Raw genomic sequence first — 17,774 nt, 5'->3', positions numbered from 1 at the left:
CCGCTTTCAATGATGTGAGGTATCTTCTTCTTCAGTAGATGAACTCTCTTTTTTCACATCACCTACATGGATGTTTGTCTTCGGCATATTATGCTGCTGTTTAGCTGTCACATGGACTTGTATGATATAAAGGCCATCTTGTTTGAAAGCTGTATGCAATTCATATACACCTTTCTCCTTTTTCTTTGGCTGAATCATCTTGCTGTTATCCTTGTCGCCATCTTTCCACACTTCAAATTGAACATCATCTGCATCATCAACAGGCGTATCACCATATGTGACAGCTGCTTTTACGATAACGTTTTCATTTTTCTCCACTTGCTCCGGTCCTGTTAGTTTGACTTCTAATAGCTCAGGCACTTCTCCCTTGTCATTGCTCGCTGCCGAGTTTCCACATGCACTAAGTAATGCGAGCATCAAAATGATTCCTACCATTTTCCGCATTCGTGTATCCCCCTTTTTTACTGACATGTCCATTTTAACAAATATCCCCTATTTTAACAGCTCTCGTTTCATTTCATATAAAAAACCGGACATTCAATATGTCCGGTTCATCATCTTACTGATTATCCAAATACTTTTAATAGCTCTTCTTGATCCTGAGACAGCCAGAAACGCATTAAACGTTTTGCTCCTTCAAGATCATGAAGCTTCGCTTGACCGCACTGCTCTTCATTTGCAGCAGGAATTTCTGTTACTTCCACTGCATCTTTGAATGTTGCATCAAGCAGTTCAACGATCTCTCTTGGTGTCGGTGCACCGCTGACAACTAAATAGTAGCCAGTCTGGCAGCCCATTGGAGAAATATCGATGATATCAAAATGATCGTATTTCTCTGAGTGTGTTCTAATATTAAACGCAAGTAAATGCTCTAATGTATGAATCGTATCAGGTTTCATTGCCTGCTTGTTTGGCTGACAAAAACGGATATCAAATTTGTTCACTTCCCCATCTGATCCCACTTTATGAACGCCGCAATGACGAACGTAAGGTGCTTTTACAGCATTATGGTCAAGTTCAAAGCTTTCAACTGAAGGCATTAATCACCACTCCTATAATTGCAATTTCCTATATTATAACATATTGTTCCGACCAGTTTAGTTTATAAAACTTCCCTTCCTTGTCCTTTTTTCTTATACTGTGAAAAGACAGACAAGGAGGAACCTTTATGAAACAAATTTTTATCGGCATCATTCGCTTTTATCAAAAATGCATTTCCCCTCTGACACCGCCGAGCTGCAGGTTTTACCCCACTTGCTCAAACTACGGGCTAGAGGCGATCAAAACGCATGGTGCTTTAAAAGGCGGCTGGCTCACGATTAAGCGAATTTTAAAATGTCACCCGCTGCATCCTGGAGGCATGGATCCGGTCCCGCCTAAAAAGGAAAAATAACTTACTTTTCTTCATAACCGTTGACAACTAAGTCAAGCTTACCTGTCCCAGGATCAATGACAAGACCATGTACAGGCACATTAGATGGAAGAAGCGGATGATTTTTAACGACAGATACACTGTCTTTCACACTTTCTTCAACTGAGCTAAAGCTTTTGAGCCACTGTTTAAAATCGATTCCTGAGTATTCCAGTACTTCAATTCGTTTTTCTGGAATACCACGCTCAATGGCTTTATTTAAGAGTGTTTCGCTGTCTATTTTACTCATCCCACAATCGTGATGCCCAATGACGTACACCTCGTCAGCATTCAATTCATAAACAGCCACTAAAATGCTTCGCATAATACTTCCAAATGGGTGAGAAACAAGAGCGCCAGCACTTTTGACAATTTTAATATCGCCATTTTTCATGTTCATGGCGCGTGGAAGCAGTTCAACAAGTCTTGTATCCATACATGATAGAATGACAGCTTTTTTCTGTGGAAACTTCGTTGTTGTAAACTCTTCATATCGCTTCTCTTCAATAAATTGTTGGTTATATTCGATGATTTCGTCTAAAAGTTTCATAAGTTTGTCCATTCCTTTTTCTTTTTTTAAAAATAAATATAGCACAATGTTTTAAATTTCGTCACGTTTTGACGTCTATTTTTTTAGAGGAAACATCTTCTGATGAAAATTTTTTATTTTCCTCTTTTCAAATCGTAATTATTACGATACAATAACTCAGGACATTAAATCGTAATCATTTCTATCTAATAGGTTGAGAGGAGACATTCTTAGATGAAAAAAATCTTTTTTATTTTAACAGCTGCTTTATTAGCGGTCGGTCTTGCCGCTTGCTCAAGCAGTGCGGGGACAAATGCTTCAAAAGGAAAAGCAGACGGGAAATTAATCATTTACACGACGATCTTCCCTATTCAAGATTTCACTGAAAAAATTGGCGGCTCTCACGTGAACGCTCAAAGTGTGTACCCTGCCAATGCAGATGCACACAGCTTTGAACCAAGTTCAAAAACGATGGTTGAAATGGCTGAAGGAGATGCCTTTATTTACAGCGGAACAGGTGCTGAAGCATTTGCTGATAAAACGGCTTCTACGTTAAAAGACCAAGGCGTGAAAACAGTGAAAGCAGCCGAAGGCATCAAGCTATTATCAACACAAGAAGAACATGCTCATGAAGAAGGGGAGGACCATGATCACGATCATGAAGGTGAAGATCATGACCATGATGGACACGACCACGGAGATAAAGATCCCCATGCATGGCTAGACCCTGTTTATGCACAGCAAATGGCAAAAAACATTAAAGACACACTCGTTTCACTAGATCCAGATCATAAAGACGAATACACAAAAAACTATGAATCACTAAAAAAAGAATTACAATCGTTAGATCAGGAATTCAAAACAACGTTATCTAAAGCAGAACATAAAGAAATTCTTGTTTCTCACGCTGCATACGGCTACTGGGAAAAACGCTATGGCATTGAGCAAATCAGTGTACTAGGACTCTCTGCTTCTGAAGAGCCTTCCCAAAAACAGCTTGAAAATATCGTACAACAGGCAGAAAAGCATCACATCAAGTATGTCATTTTTGAAAATAACGTCAGCAGTAAAGTATCAGATACGATTCGCAGTGAAATTGGGGCAAAAAGCCTTACACTGAAAAATCTAGAATCCATTACAGAAGATGATGCTAAAAATGGCGAAAGCTATGTCAGCTTAATGAAACAAAACTTAAACACATTAAAAACAGCTTTAAATGTTGAATGAATTCATGAACCCCGTGCGATCAGCCGGGGTTTTTTACTGCACAAAAAAACACACCATGATCAGGTGTGTTTCTTTGTTTACATTTGATATTTTTTCTTAAACTGCTCCGCTCTGCCGCCTTTTTCTCCGAATTTCTGGCGTCCTGTATAAAATGGATGCGTATCAGAGCTTGTCTCTACTTTAATGACAGGATAAGTCTTCCCATCTTCCCACTCTACGGTCTCATGTGATGTCTTTGTTGATCTACTTAAGAAGCGGTAACCGCTGTTTACGTCCATAAATACAACTTCATGTGAGGTTGGATGAATATCTCTTTTCAATGTCAAAACTCCCTCCATCATTAAAACGTAATGGTTACGTTTTATAGTTATATTCTACTCCCCCTTTTACAACTTGTCAAAAAACAAGCTTTCTTAGTCAGGAAGAATAATCTAAAAATGGTGGAGAATAATAAACACCATCAAAAGAGATGCGATAAGAAAGGCGGAGAAAAAATTGACTGATCTCGTTTTAGCTAGAAGTCTGTTCGGCACAACAATGGGCTTCCATATTATTTATGCCTCGCTTGGCGTAGGCATCCCGCTAATGATTTTGTTAGCTGAACTCATCTTTCAAAAAACGAAGGACCCGCATTATGCCATCATGGCCAAACGATGGACAAAAGCGCAGGCTGTTCTGTTAGGGGTTGCCATTCCAACCGGTACCATTGCTGGTACGCAGCTTGCCCTTCTATGGCCTGGTTTTATGGAGGTCATCGGAAAAGTCATGTCACTGCCATTTCAAATAGAAATTTATGCTTTCTTTATTGAAGCATTATTTATGTCTATTTATGTGTACGCAGCAGATCGTTTATCACCAGCCATGCGCATCATTACCGTTATTTTCGTTGTCATTGGTGCAGCAGCTTCAGCGATTCTCATTACAAACGTACATGCTTTTGAAGGAACACCCGCTGGCTTTCAAATGGTCAATGGAGAAATAACGAATATCGAACCTTGGAAGGCATTTTTCAATCCTAGTTTTGTTGTAACTGCTACTCACGTCGTACTGTCTGCTTTTACAACAGGCGCTTTTGTCATTGCTTCTGTCGCTGCATTTAAAATGTTGAAAACAAGAAAAAACGAAAAGCTCTATACCTTTCATCGAAAAGCCCTTTTTCTTGGACTGATTGTTGGTGGACTTTTCTCTTTTCTCACAGCCTTAAACGGTCACGAATCAGCTCAGCTTCTGTATGAATATCAGCCTGAAAAATTAGCGGGTGCTGAAGGTTTATTTGAAACGCAATCACATGCGCCTCTAGCCATTGGCGGTTTTACTGATGCCAATACGCAAGAAATCAAAGGAGCTATCGAAATCCCTTGGGCACTTAGTTTTCTTGCAGGAAATAGCTTTGATACTGTGGTTAAAGGGTTAAATGATTTCCCTAGGGACGAGTGGCCGCCTTTATTTATTCACACATTATTTAACGGAATGGTCATTATCGGCTCATTGCTCATTTTCTTTGCTGTGTTAGCACTGTTTTACCGCAAAATTTTAAAACGCGACCATTATCCAAAATGGCTGCTTGTCCTTTATTTATTTGGCGGACCTCTTAGTCTTTTGGCGATTGAATTTGGCTGGATCTTTGCCTGTACAGGCCGTCAGCCATGGGTGATTTATCGAATGCTCAAAACCTCTGAAGTCGTCACATCATCAGGATCTATCGGTACACTTTTCATCCTTTTTGCCATTGTCTATCTCATTTTAGGCATCGCAACTGTGATTGTACTGACGTACTACTTTAGAAAACATTCAATTGAAGAAGACTTACGGTTAACAGAATCTTAAAAAGGGAGCGATCTTGATGCAAATGGATGTAACAACTGATGCACTCATTGCAATCACCATCTTATGGGGATTCGTGTTTATCTATGCAGTGATGGCATCAATGGATTTCGGTGCAGGATTTTGGTCAATGATTTACATGAACAAAGAGCAGACAAAGGCCGCAAATATCGCAAATAAGTATCTTTCTCCCACTTGGGAAGTAACAAACGTCTTCATTGTGGCCATCGTCGTTGCCTTGTTTAGCCTGTTTCCAGGTGCAACATTTGTGCTAGGCACTGTTCTATTAATACCTGGCAGCATTATTTTGTTGCTTCTTGCACTGCGAAGCGGATTTCTCGTCTTCTCTCATTCACTACCTAAAAAATATAGAAAAGCCGTGACATATATTTCAGGAATTAGCGGCTTTATTATTCCGTCCATCCTCATCATGGTTCTCCCCATTACACATGGTGGATTCATCTTTCAGGAGAATAATGTCTACTCATTAGATTTAGGATTGGTCTTTACAAGCGCAAATGTCTATTCTTTCGTAGGTTTTGCGATTTTCAGTACCCTTTTCCTCTCATCTTTGCTTTTAGCTGATTTTTCTAATGTTGCAAACGAAGATGAGGCTTATAACATTTATAGAAGAGGAGCACTGATTACAGGTCCGCTTTCTCTCATGATGGCTTTCTTTATCATGCTCACACTGAGAAGTGAGGCCAATTGGCTGTTCACAAAAATGATGCAGAACATCCCGATCCTGCTTGTTTCTCTACTCATGTTTTTGCTTGCAGGTTTGGCTCTATTTTTACCAAACAGCCGCTTTAAACATCGGAAAGGGAGAGCACGTTTAGCGGTTATCGCCATTACAATTCAATATTTCTTAGCAAGCTATGTGTATGGACATGCGCATTTGCCCTATATGGCCTATCCTGATATTACCATCATGTCTGGGTTTACAGATCCCGTCACATTTAGGGCATTATTTATTACGTATATTGTAGGGTTTATCATCCTATTCCCTGGGTTCTACTTCTTCTGGAAATTGTTTATGAAAGATAAGCGTTATATTCGTCAGGAAGATTAACATGAATGAACGACCCTTACTTCGGTTACATTATAGATGAAAGACATACTCAAAAGGAGGTCATCTGTATGAGTCAAAAAATCCTTTGTGAAGTAAACAACTGTTCCTACTGGAATGCTGGAAATCGTTGTGGTGCAGATGCAATTTATGTCGTCAGCCATACAGGAAATACGGCTGAGAAAAGTGAAGAAACTGACTGTAAAACGTTTAAACCTCAAGATCTTTAAGTCTCATTAAAGGAGGCGCTTCGCTTTGAAAAACGATCGGCTTACTCAAACGTTTCTTGAAGAAATTCAGGACGCGGACGAGGCTGCATTTTATCAAGCAGCTCACTCCTTTTTAAATCTTTGGGATTATGAATACGGACATGTTTCCGACATGCCCAATGACATGCATCAGTATATTGGACAGCTTGCTTACGACAGCGGGCTTGTAGAAGAGTAAGAAAGAGCGGATGACCGCTCTTTCTTTTTGTTCAGACAGGAAGGAAAAACTTTCCTCAACTATACAGTGGTTCTATTGATGGTGCAAATGGCGATTCATTCGTTTTCATTTCACAAAATCATGTTTTGTAAACACATCAATTTTATCTGAGAAAGAACGAAGCGCTTGATAATCAACTTCTACACCCATACCTGGAGAACGCGGTACTTCAATAAACCCATTTTCAACTTTAATTTCAGGAAAAATGATATCCTGCTCCCAATATTTCGACGATGCTGAAATATCCCCAGGAATCGTAAATTGCGGAAGTGATGCAAGGGCCACGTTTTGCGCGCGAGAAATGCCTGTTTCAATCATTCCACCGCACCATAACGGAATCTGCTGCTCCTTGCAGAACGCATGAATTTTAAGTGCTTCAGTCAGCCCTCCAACACGTGAAGGCTTCACATTAATAATCTGACAGCTTCCAAGTTCTACAGCTTTTCTCGCATCATCTAAAGAACAAATACTTTCATCCAAACAGATTGGTGTTTTTAAATGCTTTTGCAAATGCCGATGATCGACAATGTCATCTGCGGCTAAAGGCTGTTCAATCATTAATAAACGAATATCGTCGAGCTGCTTCAGTTTGCTAATATCTTTTAATTCATAAGCAGAGTTTGCATCCGCCATTAACGGAAGGTGAGGGAAAGACTCTCTTATCTTTTGTAGAAGTCCAATATCTTGTCCCGGCTTAATCTTCACTTTCACACGCTGATAGCCTTGATCAACAAATTGCTCGATTTGCTGAATCATATCATCTATTGGTCCTAACCCCGCAACGACACCAGATGGAATTCTATCTCTAGTACCGCCTAAGACGTCACGTAAGGACTTATTTTCTCGCTTTGCATAAATATCCCACACAGCTGCCTCAATTCCCGCTTTGGCCATTCTATTGCCTTTAAAATGGTACAAGCTGTCTGGTATGTCCGAAGGATGTGTAAAAGATCGGGTCAGCACGTTCGGGATAAAGAAAGCCCTGAGCATGTGATAGCAGGTCTCGATGGTTTCTTCTGTATACCACGGAGAAGAGAAGGCAGATACCTCTCCCCATCCAGTTAATCCTGTTTGATCTTTGACCTCGACAATAATAAACTCACGCTCTGAAATGGTCCCAAGGCTCGTTGTAAATGGCTGTTTGAGTTTCATCGTGACATGATATAAGATCACACGTTCAATTTGAATCATCTAAAAACCCCTTTGATTTGAGTCTGTGCCTCTGCAATTTATTCGACGCATTCCTTGGCAGTTCATCCACAAAGTGAAAAGCGGCGGGCCATTTATACTTGGCTAATTGCGACTGACATAAAGCATAGAGCTCATTCTCCGGAATCTGCTCATCTGTCACAAGGAAGGCAGCAGGTACCTCTCCCCATTTTTTATCATATATACCCGTCACTCCGGCTTCCTTTACATTTGGATGTGTTAAAAGAACTGCTTCAATTTCTGCTGGATAAATATTTTCTCCGCCAGAAATAATTAAGTCTGACCGCCGATCAAGCACAAATAAGAATCCGTCCTCATCTACATAGCCAATATCACCCGTTTTCAGCCAGCCCTGCTCAAATGCAGCAGCTGTTGCCTCTTGACGATGAAGGTAGCCTTTCATGACATTTGCACCTTTTACCATGATTTCACCATGCTCAAAAGGACGACACGGACGGTCCTCATCTTGAATCTTTAATTCACACCCAAAAAGGGGTTTTCCCGCTGATCCAAGCTTTTCCACACTAAATTCTGGCGCAAGTGTCACAATTTGCGAGCAGGTCTCCGTCATACCGTACGATTGAAACACAGGAAATCCTTTCTCCTTACTCTCTTGAAGCATCGCATAAGGCGCAGGGCCTCCGCCTAACAGCAGGCAGCGCAAAGAAGACGGACATTCTTCAAGTCCACTTAATAAACGGGACAGCATGGTTTGAACAACTGACAACATCGTCACTCGATGCTGTTCAATAGCATTCTTGACTTCATCGACATCAAACTTTTGATGTAGCACGACAGTCATACCGTATATGACAGATTTAAATATAGCGGATAAACCGCTTATATGAAAAAGAGGCAAGGCAATGAGCCAGCGGTCGTCCTCCCTGATTCCTAAATTCAATGCCGAGGAAACAGCACTATGAAAATGATTACCAAACGTTTGCTCCACCCCTTTAGGGCGTCCTGTCGTTCCAGATGTATACATAATCGTCGCCGTCTCATTTAAATCAATATCATGTACGACCTTCTTTTCCATATCATGATCTGCATCAGGTAAAGTCTCTATTGTATAAACAGGTAAATCACCTTGATGCTCATTTGCATATGCAGGCTCTGTTAATAAAGCCATGACTTTCGCATCTTCCAACTGAAAACGTCTCTCTGCTTTTGTTAACTTATTGTTCAATAACACAATCTTGAAGCCTAATAAAAAACAAGCGTGAACAAGCATGACCATATGAGGATGGTTGTTCATTAAAATCGCAACCGTATCCCCTTTTTTAAAAGAGACACGTGTCAGTCGATTCGCAAGTTGGTCTACATCATTCGCTAAATCACGAAATGTCCACTCTTTGTCTTGATAAATGAGTGCGACCCGGTCTGGCGTTAAATACGCACGGTGCAGCAGCCAATTGGGTTGCTTCATCATGACACCTCCTTTTCATAAAAGAAAACAGCTCAGTCTGATGCACTAAGCTGTTTTCATCCATATCATTGAATCAAGGGAAACGAGGGAACTGACCGAAGTCTGGCTTCCGTTTTTCCTTAAAGGAATCGCGTCCTTCTTTTGCTTCATCTGTTGTGTAATAAAGAAGAGTCGCATCTCCCGCAAATTGCTGAATACCAGCTAATCCATCTGTGTCCGCATTAAATGCAGCTTTCAAGAATCGTAAAGCAGTCGGGCTCTTTTCTAGCATGTCCTCACACCACTTCACTGTTTCTTCTTCCAGCTGCTCTAATGGTACAACTGTGTTGACAAGTCCCATATCAAGCGCTTCTTGTGCATTGTATTGACGACATAAGTACCAGATCTCTCTTGCTTTCTTATGACCCACAATACGTGCAAGATAGCCAGATCCATAACCAGCATCAAAGCTGCCCACTTTTGGTCCTGTTTGTCCAAAAATCGCATTGTCTGCTGCAATGGTCAGGTCACACACGACATGAAGCACGTGCCCGCCGCCAATCGCATAGCCCGCAACCATCGCAATAACTGGTTTTGGAATGACACGAATTAAACGCTGTAAGTCTAGGACGTTTAGACGCGGAATTTGATCGTCTCCTACATAGCCGCCATGACCGCGTACTTTTTGGTCTCCACCAGAACAGAATGCTTTACCTCCAGCACCTGCAAGGACAATGACACCAACTTCTGAATTGTCACGAGCACGTGAGAATGCATCAATTAATTCACTTACAGTCTTTGGTGTAAAGGCATTATGTACGTGCGGACGGTTAATGGTAATTTTTGCAATCCCATTATATGTTTCATATAAAATTTCGTCATACTGACGCTCAGTTTGCCATTCAATAGCCATCAATATTTCCTCCTCTAATCTTGCGATAAAATAAACTCACTTACTATTTTACCAAAAAAATGTGGTTGTTCCACATGAACTGTATGCCCGGCATGCTCTACTACTGTGAATTGACTGTATTCAAGCGCCTGCTGCATACGTTTGGCGATGTGACAAAACTTTTTATCAAGTGTTCCGCAAATGAGTAAAACAGGCTGTTTTATCTGCTTTAATGCTTGCCACATAGACGGCTGTGAACCGGTTCCTATACCTTCTAAGCTGCGAGCCAGCCCGTTAGGATCGGCTTTTAGCCTTCCCTCTCTCAGTTGCGTTAGCCTGTCCGCTGGCAAGGATTTCTGCGAAGCAAACAGCGGAATGTTCTCCCAAAAATCCACAAACTGCGCTAACCCTTCATGTCTGATCTTTTGAGCTAGCTGATGATCATGATTCAGCCTCTCCATCCGCTCTTTAAAAGAGTTCAGCCCTGGAGATGTACTCTCAAGAATCAGCTTGTTTACACGTTCTGGATAACGGGAGGCAAATGATAAAGCAATACGCCCTCCCATAGAATATCCGAGAATGTTCACTTTGTGAAGCTTTAATTGATCTAAAATCTCAGCAAGATCTGCCAGCTGTTGGGACATTGCATATCTTCTTATACTCTTTGGTGAGTCTGTGCGACCATGTCCAAGCAAGCTGACCTGAATCAATCTCGTATGTTTTTGTGTATAAGTATTCAAAAAAGCCCAAGAAGCTGCACTCCCTGTAAAACCATGTAAACATAACGTGGCATTTTCAGCAGATGGGTTATGTTCTATCACCTCATACGCCACACCATCGTGCATTCGTATTATGAGTGAAGGCATTCTTTTTTCACTTCCCTCAATATCTCGTCCATCATTTGGCGATGTTTGCCCACGCGAGAATGCCGGTCAGTTTCAACCTCAATTAAATGAAGCCCTGGTTCTTGGATATGCGCCAAGTACACATCTTTTAACTCTTCTTTCGTTGTCGGCTTCGAATAGGTTCCCCCATATAGCTTTGATGCATACTCAAAATTCAACCCAGTCGGCGTACCAAAGAGCTTTTCATAATACGGTTCATCGGATGCCTGCGGAAGGAAAGAAAAGATTCCTCCACCATCATTGTTTAACAACACAACCGTGAGCGGAATGTCCATTAGCTTAGCTGCAAGAAGACCGTTCATATCATGATAAAAAGATAAATCGCCGATGACTAAAGTGATGGGTTGTTTCAAGGCTGCATATGTTCCAAGAGCTGTGGACACAACACCATCAATGCCATTTGATCCGCGATTCGCCATCATCCGAAACGGTTTTGACTGCGTTTCAAAAAAGGTATCGACATCTCGAATAGGCATACTATTTCCGATAAAGAGCACGCTCTCTTTTGGCAAAAGGTGCTGCAGCTGACGATACACATTTCCCTCAAATGTCAGGTCCTCATCATTGTATTGATTTACATGCATTCTAAATGAAGAATTGACACTCTGCCAACGTCGTAAATAAGATGTATCCTGACGCTTTTCCGCTCTCATCAAGACTTCTTCTACAAAAGAGGCTACATGACTTTCAATCATGTATGATGCGCTTAAACCAGGATCTCGATAACCACCCGCAGCATCGACGACAATCTGCTTCACTTCCGCATGCTTTTCCAACCACTTAAATAAAGGCTTAGACACAGGCATCGGTCCAAAACGAATGACCATTTCAGGCAAGAGGTGCTCCTGCAATGCCTCATCTTTTAACAAAGAATCGTATGCATCTATGATGTATTCTTCACTTTCATGTCCATTTCGCAAAAGAGAAAGCGGGTCAGCTAAAATTGGCAGATGCAAAGCTTTTGCAAGACGTAACACTGACGCCTGCTCTTCCGGCGAGTGAAGTTCACCAGCAACAATGATTCCTTTTGCCGCTTTGTTCATGATAGACACTAATTCTGACATAACCCGATCATCCGGACGAGCTTGACCTGCTGCTAAAACTTTGTTCGCAGCTCCTTCTTCTCTATCAAAAGGATCAATAGACAAGTCAGGTAACAATGGTTCTCTCAGCGGCACATTCACTTGAACTGGTCCCTTTGGCTCCTGCATAGACACATGACTTGCCCTGGCAGCAGCAGTTTGGACATACCGCAGCATCGTTTGGCTTTCTTCTGGCAAGGCTAAGTCTGTGAACCATTTAACAAACTTACCGAATAAGAATTGCTGATCAATCGCTTGAGGTGCCCCAACCTCCCTCAATTCGTGCGGCCGATCAGCAGTTAAAACAATCAATGGTACCCGAGAATAATGTGCCTCGACAACAGCTGGGTAAAAGTTAGCTGCTGCCGTACCTGATGTACAAATGAGTAGCACTGGTGTTTGGCTCGCTTTCGCAAGACCCAGTGCATAAAAAGCAGCAGACCGTTCATCCACTAACACATGGACATTGATTTCTTGATGAGCAAGAGCGAGCATCGCAAGCGGTGTTGAACGGGAGCCAGGACAAACAACTGCCTCATTCACACCACTTTGCACAAATTCATCCATTAATCTGCCAATATATCTTGTCATGATTTGATTATTCAATAGGACGACCTCCAAGAGCAGACAGCATTGGTCTTAATTTCACTTGCGTTTCTTCATACTCTTGTTTTGCAAGGGAATCCTCTACAATTCCACATCCAGCAAACAAACGAACTTGGTCTTCCTCAATAAGACCTGATCGAATGGCGACAGCAAATTCTCCATTGTCCTTAGAATCAATCCATCCCACTGGCGCCGCATACCAACCGCGTTTCAACGGTTCGATTTCACGAATCACCTCTACCGCTTTTTCCTTAGGATATCCTCCAAGCGCTGGTGTTGGATGAAGCTGTTCAATTAATGAAAAGAGTGAACAGCTGCTTTTAATTTCTCCCACAATGGGTGTAAATAAATGCTGAATGTTTTTCGTTTTATAAAGACTTGGTTGATTTGGCTTATGCACATGATGGCAGTTTGCTTCAAATGCCTGCTCAATCATATTCACGACAATTTGATGTTCAATCAAATTTTTCTCATCATGAAGCAGTTCCTCACCTAGTGCCTGATCTTCTACTTCATTTTGACCACGTACAATGGAACCTGCCAAACACGATGAAAAGACTTCACCACCGCTTTTTTTCACTAAACGTTCAGGCGTCGCCCCGACAAATGCTTGTCTTCCCTGCTCTATAGCAAATACATAACTCGTTGTTTGATGTTTTAGTAATTCTGCTAATAGTGGAGCGAGTTCTATTTGATTTTTATAGTGAAGCAAGACTTCTCTTGCTAAAACAACCTTTTCATATTCGTTCACACGAATGTGTTCTGTCGCTTCATGGATTGCTTTCATCCATTCCTGGACATCTAACTCCTCCATATGAACAAGCTCAGCTTGTCCATGATTTCTGACAGGCAATGCATCAAAATTAGAAGCTTTCTGTTCTAACTCTTGAATGAGCTGATGAACATTCCCGTCCACCTCGTTCCATTCATTGATCGTTAGAAACGTGCCTTCTTTTGAAACAGTCAGCATCATCGATGGCACAAAAAAATGAGCCTCGCCAAATGCTTCCCAGTGACGCGCCTTTTCTTCGTATGGATCAAATGAAAATCCTCCAAATAAAAGCGGACCAACTGCCGCTTGCTTTAACTCCTTCTCATCATGAAAATGGAACATATGCTGTTTCAGCTGCTCCCATTCTTGATGGACGATATTGAATCGTTCTTTGCCTTGCTCTGATGATTTAATCACGGCCGCTCTGCCAAGTCCAGAAAATATCATTTGGCTTTCTGGATCAGACCAAAAAAACCGCTCGCCTAAAAAATCCGCTTCGCCGCTTTGGAAAAAGGCAAGTGGATCCAGATCGTCAACTCTTCTGGAGTAGCTTATCAAAACAGCATGGTTGACGTTATTCGCTTCTTCTAATGTCGCAAGCGCTTCCTGCCGGAAAGTACTTTGCACTGTTGTCACCATGATACATTCCTCCAAAATCCATGAAATAACATATAAAAATAAAACCATCATGTAAAAAAATACATGAACATTCGAGTATGTCGAATGACCTGCTTTTCTATTATAAACCTTAACAGATGAACTTAGTAAAGAAAACAGCTTTTAAAACCTCGAATCCTTATTATATCACGCTTTCAAGATTTTTTCGCTCCCGCTTATTGAAATGAGAACATCCCTTAAAAAATGGTAAGACCTGTTCGAAGATCAAGCTTTCTCTCTAGATGGGAACGATTAGCAAACATCTTTTTCTTGTTTCATCGCATCAATATATTGACACCTTTTTGAACTTTGCTAAACTGGAATTTGGACGTGTACGTATTTTTTTATTTAAAGGAGTATATTTTATGCAGCATCAATCGATATCAGATCAGCTTTCACCAATTAAGCCTGATAAGAACTGGCGGATTTGGTGGAATTTACTACGACCGCATACATTAACAGCGGCATTTATTCCCGTTACTTTAGGAACTGTCCTAGCACTTCCGAGTGATCAAATACATGTTGGGCTATTTTTAGCTATGCTATTTGCATCGATGTTTATCCAAATTGCAACGAACATGTTTAATGAGTACTTTGATTATGTTCGCGGATTGGACAATGAGAAATCTGTCGGTATCGGCGGAGCGATCGTGAGAAACGGTGTAAAACCAAAAACAGTTTTAGGCCTCGCTTATGCCTTATTCGCGCTTTCTTTATTACTTGGGATCTATATTTGCATGATGTCTAGCTGGTGGATTGCACTCATAGGACTAATTTGTATGGCAGCAGGCTATTTTTATACCGGTGGCCCTGTACCAATTGCTTATACACCATTTGGAGAACTTGTATCAGGTGCTTTTATGGGACTAGGCATCATTTTAATTAGTTTCTATATCCAAACAGGAACATTGACATCAAAAGCTGTGCTCATTTCATTACCTATCTCTATTTTAGTTGGTGCCATCTTACTGTCGAACAATATCCGTGATTTAGACGGTGATAAAGAGAATGGACGAAAGACACTTGCTATCCTAGCTGGACGTAAAGCGGCAGTCAACATCCTACTTTCCATGTTTGTGATCTCATATGTACTCATTTTTGTTTATATCTTTATGGATATCGTGGGTCTTTGGAGTCTTCTTGTCTTACTCAGTGTGCCAAAAGCTTATACAGCCATTAAAGAATTTAAGCAAAAAGAAAAACCAATTGAATTAATGAATGCCATGAAGTCGACAGCACAAACCAATACGTTTTTTGGTTTCCTGTTAACGATCGCATTGATCTTACAATATTATCTCGCATAACACGAAACGCCTGCAGCCGCAGGCGTTTTTTATTGAAGAATTGCTTCAAATTGGCACAAGTCTTACATAAAAATTTGCTCATACTAACAATATGTTTGATATGAAAGGGTGATCGCTTTGTTGTCTAAAAACGAATTACATCAGTTGAAGCAGCGACTTCTCGATGAAAAACAAGAAATTGAAGCCAAAAGCCATGATGATGAACAGAAAGTATCATTTCCTTATGATTCAGTGGGCGAACTGTCAGCCTATGATAACCACCCTGGCGACCAAGGGACAGAACTATTCGAACGCGGAAAAGACATTGCCTTAAACAGTTTGGAACATGAGCATCTGTCCGACATCAATGAAGCACTCCAAGCAATGGCAGACGGCTCTTATGGTTTGTGTAAAGTGTGTAAAGCCCCTATTCCTAAAGAACGCTTAGAAGCCCTTCCCACCGCCGTCACATGCACAGAGCATTCAAAAGAACAGACCGTTTCACAAAACCGTCCCATTGAAGAGGACTTATTAAGTCCGCCCTCAGGGCAATTTGAAAATGAAGAAAGTGCTGCATATGATGGTGAAGATGCCTACCAAGACGTAGAACGCTATGGGAACTCTGATACCCCATCCGATATGGAATTTCCTCCATTGACATACGATGATGTGTATACACAATCAGAAGATGAAGATTATGTGGAAGACTACGAAGGATTCGCAGCTGCTGATATTGAAGGTAAAGCAAGCAAGGTCTATCCAAATAAAGCACACGAAGCTTATGAAGAAGCATTAGATGAAGAAGGCGTCATGACAGTGTTTGGTGACTTGAAGCCGTATGAAGAAGAACCTTATACTAAAAAAAATGATTAGTCCCCACATATTGGGGGCTTGATGTTTATATCATGTAATAATTGGGAAATAAGTTGAAGAATGAATTGATTGGGAGGAGATTTCTGGATGGCTAAAAAAAGTATCATTTGGGCGGTTATCGTCTTCTTTATTACATACGCATTATTTTCTATTGCAGGGTTCCTGTTCCCTATCGACAGAGAATGGTATGACGCACTAAATAAACCTGAATGGACACCTAGTGGTGGTGTCATCGGTGCGGTCTGGGCTGTCTTATTCGCCCTCATTTCGTTATCTGCCGCCATCATTTATGCAAAGTATGGTTTTCAAAAAATCACATTACCATTTTGGATTCTGTTTCTTTTAAATTATGTATTCAATCAAGCCTTTAGCTTTTTTCAATTTACACAAAAAGATTTATTTGCAGCTACGATCGACTGCCTGCTTGTAGCACTGACAGCACTCGCACTTGTCATCGTCTCACGTAAACTAAGCAATGTTGTCCCAATTTTATTAATTCCTTATGTTTTATGGGGATTCTTTGCGACATACTTGTCTTATACGATCTATTCCATGAATATGTAAGAAAAGACCGCTATGATGGCGGTCTTTCGTTTTGTGGAAAATAAAAAAGAGGTCTTTATTAGACCTCTTTAAAAAATGACCCGTACGGGATTCGAACCCGTGTTACCGCCGTGAAAGGGCGGTGTCTTAACCGCTTGACCAACGGGCCAGAAAAATGGCGGAGAAGGAGGGATTTGAACCCTCGCGCCGCTTGCGCGACCTACACCCTTAGCAGGGGCGCCTCTTCAGCCACTTGAGTACTTCTCCATTTGGCTCCGCAGGTAGGATTCGAACCTACGACCGATCGGTTAACAGCCGATAGCTCTACCACTGAGCTACTGCGGAAAGTCATGGTGGGCCTGAGTGGACTCGAACCACCGACCTCACGCTTATCAGGCGTGCGCTCTAACCAGCTGAGCTACAGGCCCATGAACGATATGCAAATGGAGCGGGTGATGGGAATCGAACCCACGACATCAGCTTGGAAGGCTGAGGTTTTACCACTAAACTACACCCGCAAAAATATGTATGGGGCGATTGATGGGAATCGAACCCACGAGTGCCAGAGCCACAATCTGGTGCGTTAACCACTTCGCCACAACCGCCATACTGATATTTATTTGTAAAAGTGGCTCGGGACGGAATCGAACCGCCGACACACGGATTTTCAGTCCGTTGCTCTACCAACTGAGCTACCGAGCCATGTATTCATTTGAAAATGGCGGTCCGGACGGGACTCGAACCCGCGACCTCCTGCGTGACAGGCAGGCATTCTAACCAACTGAACTACCGGACCATTAGAGAAAAAATTTGGTTGCGGGGGCAGGATTTGAACCTGCGACCTTCGGGTTATGAGCCCGACGAGCTACCGAACTGCTCCACCCCGCGATGATATCATTTTTTAAAAATATGGCGGAGGAAGAGGGATTCGAACCCCCGCGGGCTTTGACACCCCTGTCGGTTTTCAAGACCGATCCCTTCAGCCGGACTTGGGTATTCCT

The 17,774-nt window shown here is 41.7% G+C and carries 19 protein-coding genes and 9 tRNA genes; 9 read left to right on the top strand and 19 right to left on the bottom strand.

Annotated elements, in window-relative coordinates; all coding sequences use genetic code 11:
- Window positions 1-6 precede the first annotated feature (6 nt).
- Window positions 7-444 carry a FixH family protein gene (locus M2369_RS18015; RefSeq protein ID WP_017358371.1) on the bottom strand — a complete coding sequence of 146 codons (438 nt, stop codon included), beginning with the start codon at window positions 442-444 and terminating at the stop codon, window positions 7-9.
- Between the two features lie 122 nt (window positions 445-566).
- Window positions 567-1,040: an S-ribosylhomocysteine lyase gene (locus M2369_RS18010; RefSeq protein ID WP_008342935.1), complete on the bottom strand. Its 474-nt coding sequence runs from the start codon at window positions 1,038-1,040 to the stop codon at window positions 567-569.
- 128 nt (window positions 1,041-1,168) lie between these two features.
- Between M2369_RS18010 and yidD the strand changes: the two genes are divergently transcribed.
- Window positions 1,169-1,393 (top strand): membrane protein insertion efficiency factor YidD, encoded by a 225-nt coding sequence (gene yidD / locus M2369_RS18005; RefSeq protein WP_008342933.1) that lies wholly within the window; start codon window positions 1,169-1,171, stop codon window positions 1,391-1,393.
- Window position 1,394: 1 nt separating this feature from the next.
- Here the strand turns inward: yidD and M2369_RS18000 are convergent, their stop codons facing one another.
- Window positions 1,395-1,961: a beta-class carbonic anhydrase gene (locus M2369_RS18000; protein WP_017367908.1), complete on the bottom strand. Its 567-nt coding sequence runs from the start codon at window positions 1,959-1,961 to the stop codon at window positions 1,395-1,397.
- A 213-nt stretch (window positions 1,962-2,174) separates the two neighbouring features.
- On the opposite strand from M2369_RS18000, the gene M2369_RS17995 reads away from it, so the two are divergent.
- On the top strand, window positions 2,175-3,167 hold the full coding sequence (locus M2369_RS17995) for a metal ABC transporter solute-binding protein, Zn/Mn family (RefSeq protein ID WP_259255505.1): 993 nt from the start codon (window positions 2,175-2,177) through the stop codon (window positions 3,165-3,167).
- 77 nt (window positions 3,168-3,244) lie between these two features.
- On the opposite strand, the gene M2369_RS17990 is transcribed toward M2369_RS17995, so the two are convergent.
- Entirely contained in the window at window positions 3,245-3,487 is a 243-nt protein-coding gene (locus tag M2369_RS17990) for a type B 50S ribosomal protein L31 (RefSeq protein ID WP_017358374.1), read from the bottom strand.
- Between the two features lie 175 nt (window positions 3,488-3,662).
- Here M2369_RS17990 and M2369_RS17985 point away from each other — a divergent pair, with 175 nt between their 5' ends.
- From M2369_RS17985 to M2369_RS17970, 4 genes are all read left to right on the top strand, one after another.
- Entirely contained in the window at window positions 3,663-4,994 is a 1,332-nt protein-coding gene (locus M2369_RS17985) for a cytochrome ubiquinol oxidase subunit I (RefSeq protein WP_017358375.1), read from the top strand.
- A 22-nt stretch (window positions 4,995-5,016) separates the two neighbouring features.
- Window positions 5,017-6,063: a cytochrome d ubiquinol oxidase subunit II gene (locus M2369_RS17980; protein WP_259255578.1), complete on the top strand. Its 1,047-nt coding sequence runs from the start codon at window positions 5,017-5,019 to the stop codon at window positions 6,061-6,063.
- Window positions 6,064-6,131: 68 nt separating this feature from the next.
- Entirely contained in the window at window positions 6,132-6,290 is a 159-nt protein-coding gene (locus M2369_RS17975; protein WP_008360682.1) for a DUF1540 domain-containing protein, read from the top strand.
- 25 nt (window positions 6,291-6,315) lie between these two features.
- A complete protein-coding gene (locus M2369_RS17970; protein WP_024720421.1) occupies window positions 6,316-6,507 on the top strand; it encodes a hypothetical protein in 192 nt (63 codons plus the stop codon).
- Between the two features lie 105 nt (window positions 6,508-6,612).
- Here M2369_RS17970 and menC read toward each other — a convergent pair whose 3' ends face one another.
- The 6 genes from menC to M2369_RS17940 all read right to left on the bottom strand — a co-directional run bounded on the left by menC (window position 6,613) and on the right by M2369_RS17940 (window position 14,056).
- Window positions 6,613-7,737: an o-succinylbenzoate synthase gene (gene menC, locus M2369_RS17965; RefSeq protein ID WP_008342917.1), complete on the bottom strand. Its 1,125-nt coding sequence runs from the start codon at window positions 7,735-7,737 to the stop codon at window positions 6,613-6,615.
- Window positions 7,724-9,184 carry an o-succinylbenzoate--CoA ligase gene (locus M2369_RS17960; protein ID WP_259255497.1) on the bottom strand — a complete coding sequence of 487 codons (1,461 nt, stop codon included), beginning with the start codon at window positions 9,182-9,184 and terminating at the stop codon, window positions 7,724-7,726. The genes menC and M2369_RS17960 overlap by 14 nt, the downstream gene beginning before the upstream one ends.
- 70 nt (window positions 9,185-9,254) lie before the next feature.
- Window positions 9,255-10,073 (bottom strand): 1,4-dihydroxy-2-naphthoyl-CoA synthase, encoded by an 819-nt coding sequence (gene menB / locus M2369_RS17955; RefSeq protein ID WP_039168312.1) that lies wholly within the window; start codon window positions 10,071-10,073, stop codon window positions 9,255-9,257.
- A gap of 14 nt (window positions 10,074-10,087) precedes the next feature.
- Window positions 10,088-10,918, bottom strand: coding sequence for a 2-succinyl-6-hydroxy-2,4-cyclohexadiene-1-carboxylate synthase (gene menH, locus M2369_RS17950; protein WP_259255491.1), 831 nt, complete (start codon window positions 10,916-10,918; stop codon window positions 10,088-10,090).
- On the bottom strand, window positions 10,903-12,645 hold the full coding sequence (menD, locus tag M2369_RS17945) for a 2-succinyl-5-enolpyruvyl-6-hydroxy-3-cyclohexene-1-carboxylic-acid synthase (RefSeq protein ID WP_259255486.1): 1,743 nt from the start codon (window positions 12,643-12,645) through the stop codon (window positions 10,903-10,905). The genes menH and menD overlap by 16 nt, the downstream gene beginning before the upstream one ends.
- Complete coding sequence (locus M2369_RS17940) at window positions 12,638-14,056, bottom strand: isochorismate synthase (RefSeq protein ID WP_039168306.1); 1,419 nt, start codon at window positions 14,054-14,056, stop codon at window positions 12,638-12,640. The genes menD and M2369_RS17940 overlap by 8 nt, the downstream gene beginning before the upstream one ends.
- A gap of 383 nt (window positions 14,057-14,439) precedes the next feature.
- On the opposite strand from M2369_RS17940, the gene M2369_RS17935 reads away from it, so the two are divergent.
- The 3 genes from M2369_RS17935 (at window position 14,440) to M2369_RS17925 (ending at window position 16,794) form a co-directional block, all read left to right on the top strand.
- A complete protein-coding gene (locus M2369_RS17935; RefSeq protein WP_058337238.1) occupies window positions 14,440-15,378 on the top strand; it encodes a 1,4-dihydroxy-2-naphthoate polyprenyltransferase in 939 nt (312 codons plus the stop codon).
- Between the two features lie 117 nt (window positions 15,379-15,495).
- Window positions 15,496-16,230 carry a TraR/DksA C4-type zinc finger protein gene (locus M2369_RS17930; protein WP_039168304.1) on the top strand — a complete coding sequence of 245 codons (735 nt, stop codon included), beginning with the start codon at window positions 15,496-15,498 and terminating at the stop codon, window positions 16,228-16,230.
- Between the two features lie 87 nt (window positions 16,231-16,317).
- Window positions 16,318-16,794, top strand: coding sequence for a TspO/MBR family protein (locus M2369_RS17925; RefSeq protein ID WP_008342900.1), 477 nt, complete (start codon window positions 16,318-16,320; stop codon window positions 16,792-16,794).
- Between the two features lie 76 nt (window positions 16,795-16,870).
- Here M2369_RS17925 and M2369_RS17920 read toward each other — a convergent pair.
- The 9 genes from M2369_RS17920 to M2369_RS17880 all read right to left on the bottom strand — a co-directional run bounded on the left by M2369_RS17920 (window position 16,871) and on the right by M2369_RS17880 (window position 17,661).
- A tRNA-Glu gene (locus M2369_RS17920) sits at window positions 16,871-16,942 on the bottom strand.
- Window positions 16,943-16,949: 7 nt separating this feature from the next.
- A tRNA-Ser gene (locus tag M2369_RS17915) sits at window positions 16,950-17,040 on the bottom strand.
- Between the two features lie 3 nt (window positions 17,041-17,043).
- Window positions 17,044-17,118: transfer RNA gene (locus M2369_RS17910), tRNA-Asn, on the bottom strand.
- A 6-nt stretch (window positions 17,119-17,124) separates the two neighbouring features.
- Window positions 17,125-17,201: transfer RNA gene (locus tag M2369_RS17905), tRNA-Ile, on the bottom strand.
- Window positions 17,202-17,217: 16 nt separating this feature from the next.
- A tRNA-Gly gene (locus M2369_RS17900) sits at window positions 17,218-17,291 on the bottom strand.
- Between the two features lie 11 nt (window positions 17,292-17,302).
- Window positions 17,303-17,378 (bottom strand) — tRNA-His (locus tag M2369_RS17895).
- Between the two features lie 24 nt (window positions 17,379-17,402).
- Window positions 17,403-17,475: transfer RNA gene (locus tag M2369_RS17890), tRNA-Phe, on the bottom strand.
- Between the two features lie 17 nt (window positions 17,476-17,492).
- A tRNA-Asp gene (locus tag M2369_RS17885) sits at window positions 17,493-17,569 on the bottom strand.
- Between the two features lie 15 nt (window positions 17,570-17,584).
- Window positions 17,585-17,661, bottom strand: a tRNA-Met gene (locus M2369_RS17880).
- Between the last annotated feature and the right edge of the window lie 113 nt (window positions 17,662-17,774).

Source organism: Bacillus sp. JUb11 (assembly GCF_024807925.1).
Taxonomy (GTDB): domain Bacteria; phylum Bacillota; class Bacilli; order Bacillales; family Bacillaceae; genus Bacillus; species Bacillus altitudinis.
The sequence above is the reverse complement of the archived record's forward strand: the minus strand, read 5'-3'. Positions and strand labels throughout refer to the sequence as shown.